Below are 15,502 nucleotides of genomic sequence, written 5' to 3'. Positions count from 1 at the left end.
CTATGTTCGATGCGTTCCCGTGGGAGTGGGATGCCTCTGTGTTCGACCGCTGGTCGGCGGTCGTGGCCGCCGCGGCGGCGCACTCGACGCTGAAGCAGAAGCGGCTGCAGCTGAGTGCGTTCCTGTCCTACCCGGTCAATCCGGCCTACGGGTGGGCGCCGATGTGCCGGGAGATGTTCGGCGCGTTCCCCGCCATGGTGCTGGCCGAGCTCAACAGCGGACGGCGCTCCCAGGGGTATGTCGGGCGGCCCAGCCGCAACCGGCCGCTGACCCGCCCGGAGGTGCGGGCCTTCTTCGGGCAGATGGATCCGGAGATCGCCAGGCTGCGTGACGCCGGTCATAATGGTGCGCTGGCGGCGGCGTTCATCGTCGAAGCCGACGTCGTCCGGGTGGAACGCCAACTGTGGTCTCCTGCCACACCACGGCCGCCACCTCCCACACGCCGCTCGCCATCGCGTCGAACGCCTCCGTGCGCACCGACCGGCCTCCATCGTCGCGCGCCTTGACGTTCCGAGCGGCTCACGTCGCGGCCGCACGACCGTCTGTCCCGTCTCGAGGTTGCGCACCGATCCTCCTTCGCCGCGACCGGACTGTTCGGCCGCGGCGCCCAGCCCAGCGTCGACTGGGCGACCTGGGCAAGCACCCGTTCGGGGGAGGCTTACCCAAGGGGCCCTTTCGGCTTGGCCGGTCAGGTCCGCGGATGGAAGTGGCCACGAAGCGCCACGTTCGATTTTTCAAGCCCTATGGTGTTCTCCTGCCCCGTTCCTCTGCCGCTTGGAGGAGCTCCTGCGCCAACCGGCCCTACCGGCCGCGCAGTTACCGGAGGCGTCGTGACTCAGGCTGACCAGCGTTTCGCCACACCCGGCGTGGTGCGGGAGTCAGTAGGCGCGGGGACCGTTCTCTGTGGCGCGAACAGGGGTCCCGTAGCCGAGCGGCTTCTCGCCCTTGTCGACCGTCTCACAGCTGTACTTCGACTGGGCATTCAGCGGTGCGAAGGTGGCCTTGGGGATGTTGTTGCACAGTACGTACTCGGGGCTGAAGTTGCCGAAGAGCATGCGAGCCACACCCTCGCGAGTGAGGATTCCCGCGCGCGGTGTCGCCTCGAAGGAAACATAGTCACCCGTGACCGACCAGGCGGCCTTGTCGCCGATGGTGACGTCCCACTGGACCTTCAGGCCCTCGTAGGTGGTCGTGCACGTCGTCTTCGTGCCCTTCTTCGATGACAGCCCCTTTGGACACTGCCCGGTCGTCTTGCCCGGCGCGTCGGCCATCTTCAGGGTTCGGTTCTGCAACTCGTAGGCGAGCTGCTCGGCAAACGGCGCCGCATTGTCCGGCGATGGGGACGGTTCCAAGCTGGGACTCGTGCCAGGATTGGTCAGTTTCTGCGTCATCGCCACCTTGCCGGGCGCTGACGCCTTGGCGTCGGCGTGGCTCGTATCCGACTTCTCGCCGCCGCATCCTGTGACGAAAAGACCAGCTACAGCCAGGGGGATGACATACCTCAATCGCACGTGGATCACTCTAGAAGGGCGGATGGCCGAGCACGGCTCGGGGGCTGCTCTTCGGTGCTCGCGCGTGCGGCAGACCCGGTGCCGCGCTCCTGCGGATCGCTTCCTGCCGCCCTCATCGTTTGCTGTCGACGGCCTACGCACCCGGCGGGACCGGGGATACGACGTCTCGGCTCGGCCCCGCCGGGATCTCCGGGGGCTTTCGGCATGGGCAGTTCGGATCCCGGCCGTGTTCGGGCTCGACCCCGCAGGAGGACGTCGCTGCGTCACCAGCGGCGCGCCCGAGGTCGTTCAGGCGAGTGAAGCGAGGGACTCGACGAGAGGGCGACGGCCGCCGGTCACCTCGTAACAGCCGGTCGTAGGTTGCGGGCATGACGTAGGATCAGGGAGCCCTCGGGGGGCGGTCGCCGACGGCGACAAGGCTCGGGGGGGCTTGGAGCACCCCGGCCTGTCCAGGGACACCCTGGGCGACCACTTTCAAGATTCCCGGGCCTTTTGGACGGCGGTGGGCACCGGCGTGTCGGGGAACTGTCAGCAGCGCGATATGCCCGTACGTTCTCGAAGGAAGAGGCACCAGTCCGCGCGTCCGTGGGTCCTGCGCTGGCCCCCTCGGGCATCGTCGAACCGCGGGCCATTCCGCTCGGCGGCGAGCTCTTGAGCGGGGGGCGCCGGTGTCATTCCTTATGCGGCCGACTGGGCAACTTCCCGGACATCCAGCGCAGCGGTGCGGCCGCCGGATCGTCCCAATAACTCTCGAAGCACGGCCTTCCAGTGGGCGCACCGCTGGCGTCTGTCAAACGGACCCCTCATCTCATCGCATTCCTCGGCCCACCGTCGGCCGCGGCCGACCGACCTCACACGGCGGGCGCCCTGGAATCGATGCACCCGCGGGCTCCGAGGGTTTGTCCGCGCGCCGACTTTGGGTCACGGTGCGATCAGGCCACGCTCAGGACGATCTTCCCGGTGGTGCGGCCCTGCTCACCGATCTCGTGCGCCTTCGCGGCCTGGGCCAGCGGCACGACGGTGTCGACAACGGGCTTGAGTGCGCCCTGCTCCGCCAGGGCGGCGATCTCGCGCAGGCCCAGGTGGTCGGGCTCGACCAGCATCCACACCGCCCGCACGTGGTCGGGGACGTCTGCGGGGACGTCGTCCGGGCCGGGCAGAGTGACCAGGCGGCCGCCCGCCCGCAGCACCTTCAAAGAGCGCTCGGCGTTCTGGCCGCCGAGCGCGTCCAGCACCACGTCCACGTCCCCGACGACGTCCTCGAACCGGACCATGTGGTAGTCGATCACCTCGTCCGCACCCAGCTCCCGCAGCAGGTCGTGCTTGCCGGCGCTGGCCGTGCCGATGACGTACGCGCCGCGGGCCTTGGCGATCTGCACGGCCAGATGACCGACCCCGCCGGCCGCCGCGTGCACCAGCACCCGCTCACCGGCGCGCACGCCGGCGGTGTCCACCAGGGCCTGCCAGGCGGTCAGCGCGGCCAGCGGCAGCGCCGCCGCCTGCACGTGGGTGAGGTTGGCCGGCTTGGGCGCGAGGTGGCGGGCCGGGGCGAGGACGTACTCGGCGTAGGCGCCGGCCTGCCGCGGGAACATCGGCATGCCGTACACCTCGTCTCCAGGGCGGAACAACCCCACGCCCGGTCCGACGGCCTCGACGGTGCCGGAGACGTCCCAGCCGACCGCCGGGACCTCGCCCCACTCGATCAGGGCCCCACTGGCCCGGGTCTTGAAGTCCACCGGGTTGACTCCGGCCGCGTGGACCCGTACCAGGACCTCGTTCAGTCCCGGCTCGGGCCGGGCGACCTCACGCTCGACGAGCATTTCCGGTCCGCCCCACTGCTCCACGACCACCGCACGCATGCTGTCCGCCTCACTCTTTCGCCTCGATCGGATGTGGCCGCCCGGGCTGTCCCCGGCGCGACGCAGTCCACGATGCGGCACCCGCCCCCACCACGGTGTTGGCCGTTTGGCCACTATGTGACAGGATCTGGCCATGAGCGAGATGCAGTGGCCGTGCACCAATCCCCACCCCGCCCGGACCGGCGCGGCACCGGGACCTCACCGCATCGCCGTCCTCGCCCTGCCCGGCGTCCCACCCTTCGAGCTCGGCATCCCCTCCCGCGTCTTCGGCAGCGTCCTGGACAACGACGGACGCCCGCTGTACGAGGTCACCGTCTGCACTGCCGACGGCGCCCCGGTCCTCAGTGACGCCGGTTTCACCGTGCAACCCGCAGCCGGCCCCGAGGCCCTGGCCGCCGCGGACACCGTGATCGTCCCGCCCACGCACGCCATGCCCGAGTTGGGCCGCGGCGGTCCGCTGCCGCCCGAGGTCACCACGGCCATCGCCGGAATCCGGCCCGGCACCCGCCTGGTATCCATCTGCACCGGCTCCTACGTCCTGGCCGCCGCCGGGCTCCTCGACGGCCGACCCGCCACCACCCACTGGAACCTCGCCCCCGAGTTCCGCCGCGCCTACCCCCGCGTCAAGGTCGACGAGGACGTCCTCTTCGTGGACGACGGCGACGTCCTGACCTCCGCGGGCGTCGCCGCCGGCGTCGACCTGTGCCTGCACATGATCCGCCGTGACCACGGCGCCGCCGCCGCCAACCGCGCAGCCCGCATGTGCGTCGTACCGCCCTGGCGGGACGGCGGGCAGGCCCAGTACATCGACCGCCCGGTCCCCGAACCCACCGTCGCCACCACCACCGCCACCCGCGCCTGGGCCCTGGAACACCTGGGCGAGCCCCTCTCCCTGAACCGCCTCTCCGAACACGCACGGATGAGCCTGCGGTCGTTCACCCGCCGCTTCCGCGACGAGGTCGGCATGACCCCCCTGCAGTGGCTCACCGCGCAACGCCTGGAGTTGGCAAAGCAGTTGCTGGAGACCACTGACCTGTCGATCGACCTGGTCGCCCACCGCTCCGGCTTCGGCTCCGCGAACTCTCTGCGCGCCCACATGAGAGCGGCCTTCGGTGTCTCACCCGCCGCCTACCGCCGCACCTTCAGCGCCAACGACCCCGTGACAACAAGTGTTTGACGAGGAGCCAGAAATCCAACGGCGGAGAGTCCACTGGCACCGCCTTGATCCCTGATCAGCGGGCGGGCCGGGTCCGGGAACGGCGCAGGCGAGGGAGCGATCGCGATGGCCAAGAGGGCGGACGGCGACCCAGCCGCCGGACCCCGCCCGGGAGATCGCTCAGGGCGTCCGCGAAGGCGTCGGCGGTGCCAACTCGGGCAGGCTGCCCGGGTACGGACCAGTGCACGCGGCCGACGGGTACAAGGCCAAGCCGTTCATGAGCGCCATCCCGGACGGTTACCACAAGATCGTCCGGACGCCCGTCGCAGACCGTGGCCACGACCAGAACGCGTAGGCGTTCGCCATGGCCTGGAGGGCCTGCTCGCTGCCCTCCACCCCTTCGGCGGCGCGCTCGAAAGCCAGCCGGGTGTCTTCCATACTCCGCGTCAAGGCGGCGGCGAAGATCGCCCGCTTGCCCGGAAAGAGCCGGAAGAGGTACGGCTGCGCGACACCGGCGCGCTTGGCGATCGACTCGGTGGAGGTGCCGTAAGACGTGTTTGAGATGTTGGGGTGTTGTGCCGGTTGATGGGCGGAGCGCAAGTGGTGGGATGAGAGCATGGGCTGTCGATTTGGCCTGATCTTGAGTGAGTGATCATGACTGCAGCTGAGCTTGTGTCGGCTTACCTGTCGGCGCTGGAGCGGGCGGATGCCGAGGCGGTGCTGGAGTTGTTCGCGCCTGGAGCGATGGTGCACTCTCCGCTGTACGGCCCTCGACCGGCCACGGAGTTCTATCCCGAGCTCTTCGCCGATACCAGCCGGGCGGCCCTGACTCTGCTGGGGGTGGCGGAGGGCCGGACCCAGCAGGGGGCCGCACTGATCTCGTTCTGGTTCCACTTTGACTGGCGCCTGCCGTCCGGAGCTGCCGCGCCGTTTGACGTGGTGGACCTGGCTGAGCTCACCGAGGACGGCCGTATTGCCACGCTGCGCATCGTGTACGACACCGTTGACGTGCGTCCGGCGTTCGAACGCGAGACCGGCAGTTCGTGGCGGCCCACCACAGATCAGAGCTGACGGGCTGCCGTCCACCCTGGCCGTGAAACGATCTTCAGATGTCTCGGGGCGATCTGACGGATGCACAGTGGGAGCGGCTGGAAGCCGTGTTGCCGCCGATACCGAAGATGGGCCGGCCGCCGCGGGATCGGCGGCAGGTCTTCGACGGGATCTGGTGGCGGGCGCGGACGGGCTCGCCGTGGCGGGATGTGCCCGAGCGGTGCGGGCCCTGGGAGACGGTGTATGCGGTGTTCCGGCGCTGGCAGATCGACGGCACCTGGCCCCGCATCTTGAAGAAGCTGCATGTCAAGGCTGATGCCGACGGCATCATCGAGTGGGAGGTCTCGGTCGACTCCACCGTCTGTCGAGCGCACCAACACGCCGCCGGCGCCCGCAAAAAGGGGCTGACGATCCGGGCCGGACGCGTCCGGGCGGCCTGGCGGTCGAGCCGGACGACCATGGTCTCGGCCGCTCCCGCGGTGGGCTGACCACCAAGATTCACCTCGCGGTGGACGCTTCCTTCCACGTCCTTGCGGCTGTCATCACCGCGGGCCAGCGGGGCGACGCACCGGTCTTCGAGCGGGTCATGGAGAAGATCCGCGTCCCTCGGGTCGGCGTTGGACGTCCGCGCACTCGCCCGAAGCACGTCCTTGCGGATCGCGCCTACTCCTCGCTCCAGATCCGCTCCTACCTGCGCAAACGCGGGATCGCGCACACCATCCCGGAGAAGCGCGATCAGGCCGGCCACCGGATCCGTCGTGGGTCGGCCGGTGGCCGCCCGCCCGGATTCGACCGCGAGATGTACAAGCGCAGACACAAGGTCGAGTGCCGGATCGGTCTGTTGAAGCAGGCCAGAGGCGTCGCGGCCAGATACGACAACCCGGGTGCCTCGTTCGGGGGCAGCACCGTCTACCGGCACGCCACACCCTGCCTTCGGGTGCAGGCCCAGACGGCCCCGAAACCCGCCCGCCAGCCTTCCCGCCGGAACCGCTGACAGCGGGACGGCGCCCCTCGCCCCGGGTTGCAGGGGCCCCATGGCGGCCGCTTCGGGTCAGGGCCGCACAAGTCCCCCGTCTCACAGCCCCCGGGTGAGGCGGGTCACTCGTCCCGTCGGACGAGGGACCAGTGCAGCCGGTGTGCAAGGTCTGGCACGGGCTGTGTGAGTAGGGCGGTGAACAGGCGTTGGATCTCGTTGCAGGTGAGCGGGATCAGTCCGTCGGGGCTGGTTCCGTCGTCGGCCGTGGCCTGGCCCTGGCGTTCGAGGGCGGCGGTGACGGCGAGGAAGGCGTGGGCGAGCAGTGCCAGGGTGACCCAGCCGTGCCAGGAGTTCCAAGCGGCGGACCTGGTGCTCGTCCAGTCCGGCCAGGGTCTTTGAACTCTGAAACGTCTCCTCCACGGTCCAGCGGCTTCCGGCGGCCATGACCAGGGTGGACAGTGGCACTGGGCGGGCTGCATAGCAGCGGTAATAGGCGAGTTCACCGGTGCGGCGGTTGCGCCGGACCAGCAGGTACCGGTGCCCTGCCTGGCCGGATGCGGTGAGGGCGATGTGCGCCCAGTCGTACCAGCGGTGGCCTTTCGCGCCCTTTCCGGCGGACAGCTTGTGCCAGGCCCGCCTTGGGACGCGCTTGACGAGGTGGTCCGCGCGTTGAGGTCCAGCGGGGGTGGGGACGCGGTGGGTGCTGGAGATGGCCAGTACGTAGCCGAGCTGCCGCCTTTCCAGGACAGCGCGCAGGTGAGGGTTGTCGCCGTAGACCTCGTCGCCGGCCACCCACGCGGCCGGGACCCCGGCGTCCAGCGCCCGCTCGATCATCTGCGCGGCGAGCTGCGGCTTGGTCGAGAAGCCGACGTTCTCGGGCACGTCGGCCCGGCGGCACCGCGTGGGGGCGGATGTCCACGACTTCGGCAGGTACAGCGCACGGTCGATGCCCACGTGGCCGTGCCGGGAAGTGTAGGTGAGGTAGACGGCGACCTGGGCGTTCTCGATCCGCCCGGCCGTGCCGGTGTACTGGCGCTGTACGCCGACGGTGTGGGTGCCTTTCTTCAGGTCGCCGGTCTCATCGACGACCAGCACGGCCTGGTCATCTCTCAGATGGCCCACCACGAACGCCCGCAGGTCGTCGCGCACCCGGTCGGCGTCCCACTTCGCCCGGCCGAGCAGGTGCTGCAACCCGTCTGGACTGGTGTCCCCGGCGTGCTCGGCGATCGTCCAGCAGTTCTTCCGCGGCAGGTCCGCCAGCAGTCCCAGCACCAACTGCCGCACCCACAACCGAGGTTCCAGCCGCGTAAAACGGCTTGCGATCAGGCCCATGAGGCCGTCAAACATCGCCTGCCAGCGGTCAGGAACTACGCTGTAACCCGCGGCCACCGCTTCGTCATCAGTCCACATCGAGGATCGAGGAGAAGGCATGGAACCTTGCCCGGAGTGCGGTGCCCCGATGGATCCACGATCCTGCGACGAGCTGTTCCACGCCTTGCTCGCTTTGGACCATTCACGTCAGGCACCGTGGGGGCCGCTGCACGGTGTCTCAGTCTCCTGCTTCCTGCTCCAGCACCCCAGTCGGCTCCCCACCGACGACGGCGCGATGGCTTGGGCGCTCCTGCGTGCGTACCTAGAAGGCGGCCCCGACGCAGCGAACCGGCTCGTCGGTCATGCTCGTCGTGGCAACTCCCATCGTGTGCAGGGCGAGCCTGCACGAGTGGTCCGGGACGCGGCTTTACCGCACCGCGACGCACCGCGATCCCGTTTCTCCGTCACGATTCAAGACGTCGCCGTCGATGGGACGTTCCCCTCCTCGGAGTTCACGCAACGCGTCAAGGCTTGGGCAGCCGCGACGGTCGACGCGTTGAGCTGGGGCACGTGACCGGAAAGGCCGTGGCCCGTCGAAGAACGGGCCCACGGCATTCACAGTTTTTCGGCCCGTCCACGACCGCACTCACGACGCTGGACCACCTGGCGCCGAACTCACCCAGCCCGCGCGCCGTGGCCATAGCCTGAAGATCACATCTACGGCTGGAGTATTAGTGACCGGTGATAGCGAAGTCCGATATCTCAACCGTCCCGTACTGCTGCGAGAAATCGCGGCAAAAGTTGCTGGGAAAATACTCGACGTCCGGATGGGTATACGGCTCAACCCAGTACTCTATCCAACCGCTGTTGTTACCCGAACAGTAACCGTAGGTCGTCCACGTAGGCGTGTAGGCCACCTCGCCGTCGTTGGCGTAGCAGGCGGGGAAGCCGTGGTACCGGGTCCAGATCCGGAACCAGTCGGTGCGGCCGCCGCAGCTGACTCTCCCGATCTGAGGACTGACAGTTGCCTGTGTCCGTGTGCCGCCCGTGTGGAACGTGCGGACCCGTGCGTTGTTCAGGCCGTACCCACTGGTTTTCGCAGCGACGGCGGGCTCTGCGTGGGCTGGTGCGTCCGTGGTGGCGGAGGCCGCAGTGGAGCCTCCGATGATCGTGGTGGCCGCGAGGGCGGCTGCCGCGACGATGCTGCCGAGATTGCGCATGGCTGTGTCACTCCCCTGTGCCGCACTCCAGTGCGCGGCAACACATCAGTGCTCGGACAAGCTCGATCCGGTCTGCCATCAGCGACATCCGGACGCGCACCAGGAAACCCGATGCCGGGCCCACCGTCGAATGATTCGATGAGATTCGAAGACGATCAGGGGGCGTTGCATGATCCGAATCGAGCTGGGGTCGCAGGGCCTGGGGCGGGCCCGATTTGCCATCTCCGCGCTGGATGCGACCAACGACCTGCTCTTCGCCCGCGGCTGCGCGCCGCAATCGCTCGATGCGGGCTGGGGAGCTCGGGCCGACGAGGCCCTGTCCGCCCGGCGTCTGGGCCTGCTGGCCATAGTCGGCGGCGGCGGTCCCATCGGCTACGCACCCGATTTCCTGCGGCCCGAACCGCTCTCCTTCGACGCCAGTCCGGACATCGCCTTCCACCGGGTGGCCACCGCCTCCCCAGAGCGCATTCGCTACGAGATGTCTGGGGCCATCGGCGGCCACTCCTGGGACCAGTCCTCGGCCCGCAAGAAACCGCCACGGCTGCTCCTTGCGGCCCTGGACCGTGGAGAGGGCCATTTCGCCCAGCGCCTCGCGGACGAGTTGGAGCAGTTCTGGCGCGCAGCCCTCGCTCCGCAGTGGCCAGGAATCCGGGCCCGGCTGGAAGCCGACGTCTCCGCCAGAGCCACCGCGATCGCGCGCGGCGGCCTCGTCAACACGATCAATCAGCTCGCTGCGAACCTCGAATGGTGCGACGGCGGCCTGGACTTCCGGCTGCCGACACCGGGCCCGCACCGGATGACGATCCACGCCGACGCCGTCATCTTCGTACCTAGCGCCTTCGTCAACCGAGCGGTCTTTTGCGCCGGCGCACCCGCCGACGCCCCGGACCCCCGCACACCGCTGATCGTCTACCCAGCGATACCCCCAGAAGCCGCCCGCCCCAGGCAGGTGAACCAACTGATCGGCACAACCCGGGCGCAGTTGCTCGCCGAACTCGTACAGCCCCGCACGACCGGGGAACTCGCCCAACGCCTGCACCTGAGCCCGGCGACCGTCTCCTACCACCTTCAGATCCTGCACCGCGCCCGACTCATACAGCGCACCCGCAGCTCCAGACACGTCTTCTACCAGCGCCTTCCGGCAGCCGACCCGGTCTGATCCGCCCGGCTCACCTTGAGTTGGGGTTCTCAGAGGGTAGGGGCGAGCCCGGAGCGTCAGGCTCAGGCAGGGAGACGTGGGACCCGGTGCTACCTGAAAGGACTTGGGCGAGCAGCGGCCAGAACCGGCTAGGCGAAATCAGCCCAGGTCAGGTACTACTTCGTTGGTTTTTCCGCGAGAACTGGCGGGCGCGGTGAACATCGGCGTCCGCGACCATCTCGTCGTCTTCCACCCCGGTGAGCCACTCGCTGAAATCTGGAAGATGCGTGACCAGTCCTTGTGCTCCTCGGCGAAGTCCACCAGCTCCTTGACCAGGTGCACGTTCGATTGTCCCAGCAACCTGGTCACCGTGCGCGGCACCCTGGCGGGCGGCGACGAGGTCTCGGTCTCCGGCACGCTCGCCGGCTCCAGGCACGTCGGCGTCGGTGACTTCGACGTGGACCTGGTGCTCACCGAGCACATGGCCTGCCTGCGCTACGGCGACCGCCCCGGCATCGTGGGCATCATCGGCCGGATCCTCGATGACGCCGGGATCAACATCGCAGATATGCAGGTGGCCCGTACCACGGAGAGCGTCGACACACTGGTCGCACTGACCGTGGACGGCTCCATTCCGCATCCGGTGCTGGCCGAGTTCGGCCGGTGGGATCGGCGCCACCTCGGCCCGCGCGGTCAACTTGGTGGACTGACCGCCCGGTTCGCCGTATCCGTCGTGGCCCGCCGCCTCAGTGAGGCGGCGGGCCACGGGCTGTGAGCCTGCTGTGCCCGGCGGACAACCAACTGTCCCGCTTCTCGGTCTACATGTGCGACGGGCCCCCGGCGGGGAGCTGGAGCCGTCACGACGAGCAGGGGAGCGCGATGGGATGGTCCAGGCGGGTGGCCGCGCTGGTGTCGGGGACCCTGCTGAGCGGCTGCGTCGCGACGGGGACCGCGTTAGCCGCGCCCGGGCCGAAGCTGGAAGTGGAGACGTTCGGCGGCGGCTGGGCCCGCCCCGGGGAGCTCGCGGACCTGTCCCTGGTGGGGGCGGCGCGGGGACTGAAGGACGTGACCGCCACCTCGTCGGCGTTCTCCGGCGCGGTCACCTTCAAGTGGTCCGACAACGACGGTGGTTACGACGCGGTGGCCACGGTGGCCATGTCCGACCAGCCGGGTGTGTATCCGCTCGTCGCGAAGATCGGCGGCCGTGTGGTGGCCCGCGAACAGATCCGGGTCAAGCCGTCCGAGCGTCCGTCGTTCGCGGTGCAGGCTCTTTTCGACACAGCCGCCCGGCCGGGGGAGCAGATCGACACGGAGTTCAACGACCTGTTCCCGGGAGAGACCGGTACCGACTTCACCGTGCGTTCCACCGCGCTGGCCGAGCCGGTCCGGCTCGTCCACGACAACCAGTTGGCCCACTTCACCCCCCGCTCGTTCACCGGCCAGCCGTACCTCCGCCCGGACGTGAAGGACGGGACGTACCCCTTCGACCTGTACGGACCGGATGGCCGCCGGATCGCGGAGAAGTCACTCACGGTGCGGGCGGCACGGCCGGGTGACAGCGACTACCTGGGCAAGGCCCGCGGTCCGGCCTTCTCCCCGACGTTCGACCCCGACACCGCCCGCGAGCACGGCTACCGGGTCCGCGCCGGAGGAAGGGTCTACGTGCTGTGGAAGGACTCGTACCCGGACCCCGGCGAGGAGAACAGCCTCTCTGCCACCTCCCCGGCGTTCACCCAACCGGTGAACCTCAGACGCGACGACACCAAGGCCGCGGACGGCGACGACCCGCGCTACTACGCCATGGCCACCGTTCGCACCGGTCTCACGACCGGCACGTACCCGGTCACCGTGGTCGCGCACCACGGCCGGGTGAAGAGGACCGGCCGGCTGATCGTCACTGGCCGTCCGGTCGCCAAGCGCAGCGACACCACGGGCCCCGGCACCGGCTGGCTCGGCGCGTCCGGTGGCCTGCTGGTCCTCACCGCGCTCGGTGTGTACGTCGTCCGCAGGCGCCGCCACACCCCGGCATAGCGGCCGGCGCCTTCGTCCTGGCCGTGGGCGCCTGGAAGGTCTGGACACCCCGCAGGGGCAGGCCCGAGCTGCAGATGTTCGCCGAAGAACACTGACAGCTCGCCCACTGGACCTACGACGCCGCCACGGGCAGAAGCAGCCCGCCCGCCTGCCCGCCGCCTCTCTCCCTCGCCCAACGCACCCTCCGGCAGATCCGCGCGGACGCCGCCGCACGCAAGCCCGGACCAGGACGGGCGGCCCGCCTCTCCCCCAGGCCGCCGCGCCCGAGCGGGCCGCCACCGGCCGCTCCGCCTCTGGTGCCGCCACCGGTGCCGGCGAGCGCGGCCTCCCCCGATCCGTCGACGGCCCCGTCCCCACCTGGTCCGGTTGTGCCGGATGCGGCACCACCACCTGAGCCCGCGCCCCCGGCGCCTCCGCTTCCGCCGCGGCCCTCGGCACCACCACGACCGGCTGCCCCGCCTCGTCGCGCGCGTAGGAGCTGGTGGCCGTTCGGCCGCCGGCGCTGACCCGTACACAGCCGACGGACAGTCGCGTGAACCCGAAACGTCTGGGCGTCGGCAGCCCGACCCCGCGCTGGCGTCAGGTGCGGATCTGGTGGGGCAGTGCGCCCACCCGGGCCTGCTTCAGATACCAGCTGATCTCGTTGGGGAACTGGTCCGCGTACCGCAGGAGCCGTTCCAGGACGCCTTCGTAGAGCGGGTCCGTGCCCAGGCGGTCGAAATCGGTGAGCCGCCCCGCCCACAGGACCCCTACGGCCGCCCTTCCACCGGCGCGGTGAAGCTCTCCTGCTCCCGCCCGGCCTGCCCGGATCAGCGCGTTCCCGGCGGCGCCGCCGTGGGACGCAAGGCCGCGGTCGAACACGTCAACCGGCACCTGGCCCACATCCGCGCGGTCGGAGGACCGCGCGGCGAGGCGTGGTGCGCCTGCCGCGCCGCCGACTGCGCCTGGCACACCCCCGATCCCACCGCCGGACCGCGCGGCGGTGCACGGCCGACTGCGGGATCGGCGCGATGCGGCGGCCCGGTGGCCTTGACGGTGTACGCAGACCGTGCCGGAAGGCTCTGGCGGATCGCGGAGATGTGCGCACGGTGCGCCGCCGCCATCCCCGACTGCCGCGTCCTGGACACCGCCCCGCCCCCGGCCCGCACCACCCCGGCCACGACGGGCCAGGCGGCACAGACGCCAGCCGTAGAGCGGGAGCCCGCAGGCAGCACCGCGGCAGATGGTGTGGCGGCGGTCTTCTCCGACCACGGCCCCGCCCCCGTGAGCGGTGCTTCGTCCTCCCCCGCCACCACGGGGTCGGTCCCCCACGCCCGCGCCACCTCACCGGGCGGGACGTCCCGGCGGGCGAAGCGGTGGGGGAAGATCGCGCAGCGGATCGTGCCGCACGACCTCGAGCCCGACGTCCTGCGCCTGGAGCTCATCGAGCTCGGAGACGCCTTCCGCGCCTACCAGCAGCGCACCGAGCCCGACCTCGCCCTCCTCGCCGACCTCCACGAGCGCAAGGCCCGCGCCTTCCGCCTGTGGGCCGACGTCAGCGGCGACGGCTCCCTGCGCCACGAGGCGCACCGCGCCGAGAAGGCCGCGCAGACCACCCGCGAGATGCACGCCAACCGTGGTGGCCGGCCCGTCGGCGACACAGCGGCCGGCAACCACCCGGTGGTGGAACGGCTGCTGACCCGGCAACAGGCCGTGCACGCCCGCACCGTGCTGGCCTACGTCCAGGCGCACGCCCCGCATCCGGAAGCCGAGGTGCGCCTGGCAGTGCTCATGCTCACCCTGCGGGCAGCGCGCGCCGGCACCGGGAACGTCACCGGCCAGGACCTCACCGGCTGGCTCCCCGACGATGCCGAGCGGGTGCTGCAGCAGCTGGTCGACGCCGACTGGCTGCGCCTGCCCGGAACCGTCACTGAGGTGATGGCCTCCCGCTCCGAGGACCCCGTCGCGGTCACCGTCCCCACGCTGCTGCCCGAGCAGCCCCGCCCGTTCACCTTCGGCAAGACCACCCGCGCCAGGATCTCCGGCTGGGCCCAGAAAGTCGTGGGTGACCGGAAGATCCGCAAGAAAAAGACCACCGCGGCCACCCGGCTCCTGGCCCTGTACACCGCCGCCCACACCCGCCCCGACGGCCGGCTCGGACGCGCCGAGGACGGCGGACTGCTCCTGGACCAGGCCGCCGCGTTCTGCGCCCTGCCACCCGACCAGGTCGCCGAACACGCCGAACTGCTGGTCACCGCCGACTGGCTCACCGAAGCCGACACCGCCGGAGACCGGCTGCGCGGACAGCTCGCCGAGCGCGTCCTGCCGCTGGGAGGGCTGCTGTAGTGGTATCGGACCGAGGCGGGCACGATCGCCTGACTCTCGGTCCTGACCATCGCCGCCTTCGTCGTCGGCGCCGGCGCTGCACGGCCTCGTCCAGCGCCGGCGCCGCCGCGCCCGGGAACAGCAGCGCGTACGTCAGGCCGAGCAGCAGTACCTCATCACCGACCCCGCCGACTGATAGCTCCCCGCCCTCGCTAGCGGCGGCGTCCGTGACGTGGCAGTCCGGCGGGAATCGCGTACACGCTGGAGCCGCTGCCGCCCGTGACGGGCTTCGCCCACCCCTCCGTGGGCGTCGGCGGCACCAGCCGCAGCAGGCCATCGGCGACGCGACGGGGACGTTCACGGGCAGCGGGCGTCTCGATCGGTTCTCCCGACTCATCGACGAGCACCGGGACCGCTTCGGCGGTGTCGAGCCGATCTGCCGCGTGCTGACCGAGCACGACTGCAAGATCGCCCCCTCCACCTACTACGCCCACCGCAAACGGCAAACTGCGCCGTCCGCCAGGACCGTGCGGGACGGCGTATTGAAGGAGCAGATCAGCAAGGTCTTCGGGGCCAACTACCGTGTATACGGGGCGAGGAAGGTCTGGCGTGAGCTGAACCGGCAGGGCCACCGTGTGGCCCGCTGCACCGTCGAACGTCTGATGCGCGAGCTCGGCATCGCCGGAGCGGTCCGTGGCAAACGCGTGATCACCACGCTGCCCGGCGGGCAGGTCGAGCGAGCCCCGGACCTACTGGACCGCGACTTCGTCGCCGGCGCCCCGAACGGCTGCTGGGTCGCGGACTTCACCCACGTGAAAACCTGGGCCGGTATCGTCTACGTCGCCTTCGTCGTGGACACTTTCTCCCGCCGGATCGTCGGCTGGTCCGCCGCCACCGTGAAGGAAACGGTCATCGTGTTGGACGCCCTGGAGATGGCGCTGTGGCA

General features: G+C 70.2%; 13 protein-coding genes and 4 pseudogenes. 10 read left to right on the top strand and 7 right to left on the bottom strand.

The features are described 5' to 3' along the window. Positions 1-38 precede the first annotated feature (38 nt). Positions 39-506, top strand: a complete 468-nt coding sequence (locus ACFYZJ_RS31035) for a hypothetical protein (RefSeq protein WP_388573448.1) — start codon at positions 39-41, stop codon at positions 504-506. Between the two features lie 372 nt (positions 507-878). Here the strand turns inward: ACFYZJ_RS31035 and ACFYZJ_RS31030 are convergent, their stop codons facing one another. Together ACFYZJ_RS31030 and ACFYZJ_RS31025 are read right to left on the bottom strand one after the other, a co-directional pair. Further along, the gene (locus tag ACFYZJ_RS31030) at positions 879-1,511 is read right to left on the bottom strand and encodes a hypothetical protein (protein WP_388573446.1); all 633 of its coding nucleotides are present in this window, start codon (positions 1,509-1,511) and stop codon (positions 879-881) included. A gap of 932 nt (positions 1,512-2,443) precedes the next feature. Then, the gene (locus tag ACFYZJ_RS31025) at positions 2,444-3,370 is read right to left on the bottom strand and encodes an NADP-dependent oxidoreductase (RefSeq protein WP_388573444.1); all 927 of its coding nucleotides are present in this window, start codon (positions 3,368-3,370) and stop codon (positions 2,444-2,446) included. Between the two features lie 133 nt (positions 3,371-3,503). On the opposite strand from ACFYZJ_RS31025, the gene ACFYZJ_RS31020 reads away from it, so the two are divergent. Beyond that, positions 3,504-4,547 carry a GlxA family transcriptional regulator gene (locus ACFYZJ_RS31020; protein ID WP_388573442.1) on the top strand — a complete coding sequence of 348 codons (1,044 nt, stop codon included), beginning with the start codon at positions 3,504-3,506 and terminating at the stop codon, positions 4,545-4,547. Between the two features lie 330 nt (positions 4,548-4,877). On the opposite strand, the pseudogene ACFYZJ_RS31015 reads toward ACFYZJ_RS31020, so the two are convergent. Continuing rightward, positions 4,878-5,075: pseudogene (locus ACFYZJ_RS31015) on the bottom strand (TetR/AcrR family transcriptional regulator); the annotation flags it as partial. A 105-nt stretch (positions 5,076-5,180) separates the two neighbouring features. Here ACFYZJ_RS31015 and ACFYZJ_RS31010 point away from each other — a divergent pair. Both ACFYZJ_RS31010 and ACFYZJ_RS31005 read left to right on the top strand, forming a co-directional pair. After that, positions 5,181-5,597, top strand: a complete 417-nt coding sequence (locus ACFYZJ_RS31010; RefSeq protein WP_388573440.1) for a nuclear transport factor 2 family protein — start codon at positions 5,181-5,183, stop codon at positions 5,595-5,597. A 38-nt stretch (positions 5,598-5,635) separates the two neighbouring features. Further along, positions 5,636-6,570 (top strand): IS5 family transposase gene (locus ACFYZJ_RS31005; RefSeq protein WP_388573438.1). Its coding sequence is split into 2 segments (ribosomal slippage): positions 5,636-6,029 and positions 6,029-6,570, totalling 936 coding nucleotides; the frame shifts between segments, so codons are not numbered across the junction. Positions 6,571-6,674: 104 nt separating this feature from the next. On the opposite strand, the pseudogene ACFYZJ_RS31000 reads toward ACFYZJ_RS31005, so the two are convergent. Continuing rightward, positions 6,675-7,884 (bottom strand): annotated as a pseudogene (locus ACFYZJ_RS31000) (IS701 family transposase). 97 nt (positions 7,885-7,981) lie between these two features. Between ACFYZJ_RS31000 and ACFYZJ_RS30995 the strand changes: the two are divergent. After that, complete coding sequence (locus ACFYZJ_RS30995) at positions 7,982-8,437, top strand: DUF5946 family protein (protein WP_388573436.1); 456 nt, start codon at positions 7,982-7,984, stop codon at positions 8,435-8,437. A 157-nt stretch (positions 8,438-8,594) separates the two neighbouring features. Here the strand turns inward: ACFYZJ_RS30995 and ACFYZJ_RS30990 are convergent, their stop codons facing one another. Continuing rightward, positions 8,595-9,083: a hypothetical protein gene (locus ACFYZJ_RS30990; RefSeq protein ID WP_388573434.1), complete on the bottom strand. Its 489-nt coding sequence runs from the start codon at positions 9,081-9,083 to the stop codon at positions 8,595-8,597. Positions 9,084-9,252: 169 nt separating this feature from the next. Between ACFYZJ_RS30990 and ACFYZJ_RS30985 the strand changes: the two genes are divergently transcribed. From ACFYZJ_RS30985 to ACFYZJ_RS30975, 3 genes and pseudogenes are all read left to right on the top strand, one after another. Further along, the gene (locus ACFYZJ_RS30985; protein ID WP_388573432.1) at positions 9,253-10,242 is read left to right on the top strand and encodes an ArsR/SmtB family transcription factor; all 990 of its coding nucleotides are present in this window, start codon (positions 9,253-9,255) and stop codon (positions 10,240-10,242) included. Between the two features lie 337 nt (positions 10,243-10,579). After that, positions 10,580-10,931 (top strand): annotated as a pseudogene (locus tag ACFYZJ_RS30980) (ACT domain-containing protein); the annotation flags it as partial. 61 nt (positions 10,932-10,992) lie between these two features. Then, positions 10,993-12,252, top strand: a complete 1,260-nt coding sequence (locus ACFYZJ_RS30975; protein ID WP_388573430.1) for a hypothetical protein — start codon at positions 10,993-10,995, stop codon at positions 12,250-12,252. Between the two features lie 579 nt (positions 12,253-12,831). On the opposite strand, the gene ACFYZJ_RS30970 is transcribed toward ACFYZJ_RS30975, so the two are convergent. Next, entirely contained in the window at positions 12,832-13,203 is a 372-nt protein-coding gene (locus ACFYZJ_RS30970; RefSeq protein ID WP_388573428.1) for a hypothetical protein, read from the bottom strand. A gap of 84 nt (positions 13,204-13,287) precedes the next feature. Here ACFYZJ_RS30970 and ACFYZJ_RS30965 point away from each other — a divergent pair, with 84 nt between their 5' ends. Beyond that, positions 13,288-14,577 carry a hypothetical protein gene (locus ACFYZJ_RS30965; RefSeq protein ID WP_388573426.1) on the top strand — a complete coding sequence of 430 codons (1,290 nt, stop codon included), beginning with the start codon at positions 13,288-13,290 and terminating at the stop codon, positions 14,575-14,577. A gap of 191 nt (positions 14,578-14,768) precedes the next feature. On the opposite strand, the gene ACFYZJ_RS30960 is transcribed toward ACFYZJ_RS30965, so the two are convergent. Next, positions 14,769-15,014, bottom strand: coding sequence for a hypothetical protein (locus tag ACFYZJ_RS30960; protein WP_388573424.1), 246 nt, complete (start codon positions 15,012-15,014; stop codon positions 14,769-14,771). Here ACFYZJ_RS30960 and ACFYZJ_RS30955 point away from each other — a divergent pair. Beyond that, a pseudogene (locus ACFYZJ_RS30955) lies at positions 14,952-15,497 on the top strand (IS3 family transposase); the annotation flags it as partial. The gene ACFYZJ_RS30960 and the pseudogene ACFYZJ_RS30955 sit on opposite strands and share 63 nt — an antisense overlap. Positions 15,498-15,502: the final 5 nt, after the last annotated feature.

The sequence above is a fragment of the Streptomyces sp. NPDC001848 genome, from assembly GCF_042891915.1.
GTDB lineage: Bacteria > Actinomycetota > Actinomycetes > Streptomycetales > Streptomycetaceae > Streptomyces.
The sequence above is the reverse complement of the archived record's forward strand: the minus strand, read 5'-3'. Positions and strand labels throughout refer to the sequence as shown.

Bases quoted from the DNA above. Each gene is read 5' to 3' on its own strand.
- ACFYZJ_RS30985 (WP_388573432.1), top strand. From the start codon at position 9,253: ATGATCCGAATCGAGCTGGGGTCGCAGGGCCTGGGGCGGGCCCGATTT.
- ACFYZJ_RS31025 (WP_388573444.1), bottom strand. From the start codon at position 3,370: ATGCGTGCGGTGGTCGTGGAGCAGTGGGGCGGACCGGAAATGCTCGTC.
- ACFYZJ_RS30995 (WP_388573436.1), top strand. From the start codon at position 7,982: ATGGAACCTTGCCCGGAGTGCGGTGCCCCGATGGATCCACGATCCTGC.
- ACFYZJ_RS30990 (WP_388573434.1), bottom strand. From the start codon at position 9,083: ATGCGCAATCTCGGCAGCATCGTCGCGGCAGCCGCCCTCGCGGCCACC.
- ACFYZJ_RS31020 (WP_388573442.1), top strand. From the start codon at position 3,504: ATGAGCGAGATGCAGTGGCCGTGCACCAATCCCCACCCCGCCCGGACC.
- ACFYZJ_RS31010 (WP_388573440.1), top strand. From the start codon at position 5,181: ATGACTGCAGCTGAGCTTGTGTCGGCTTACCTGTCGGCGCTGGAGCGG.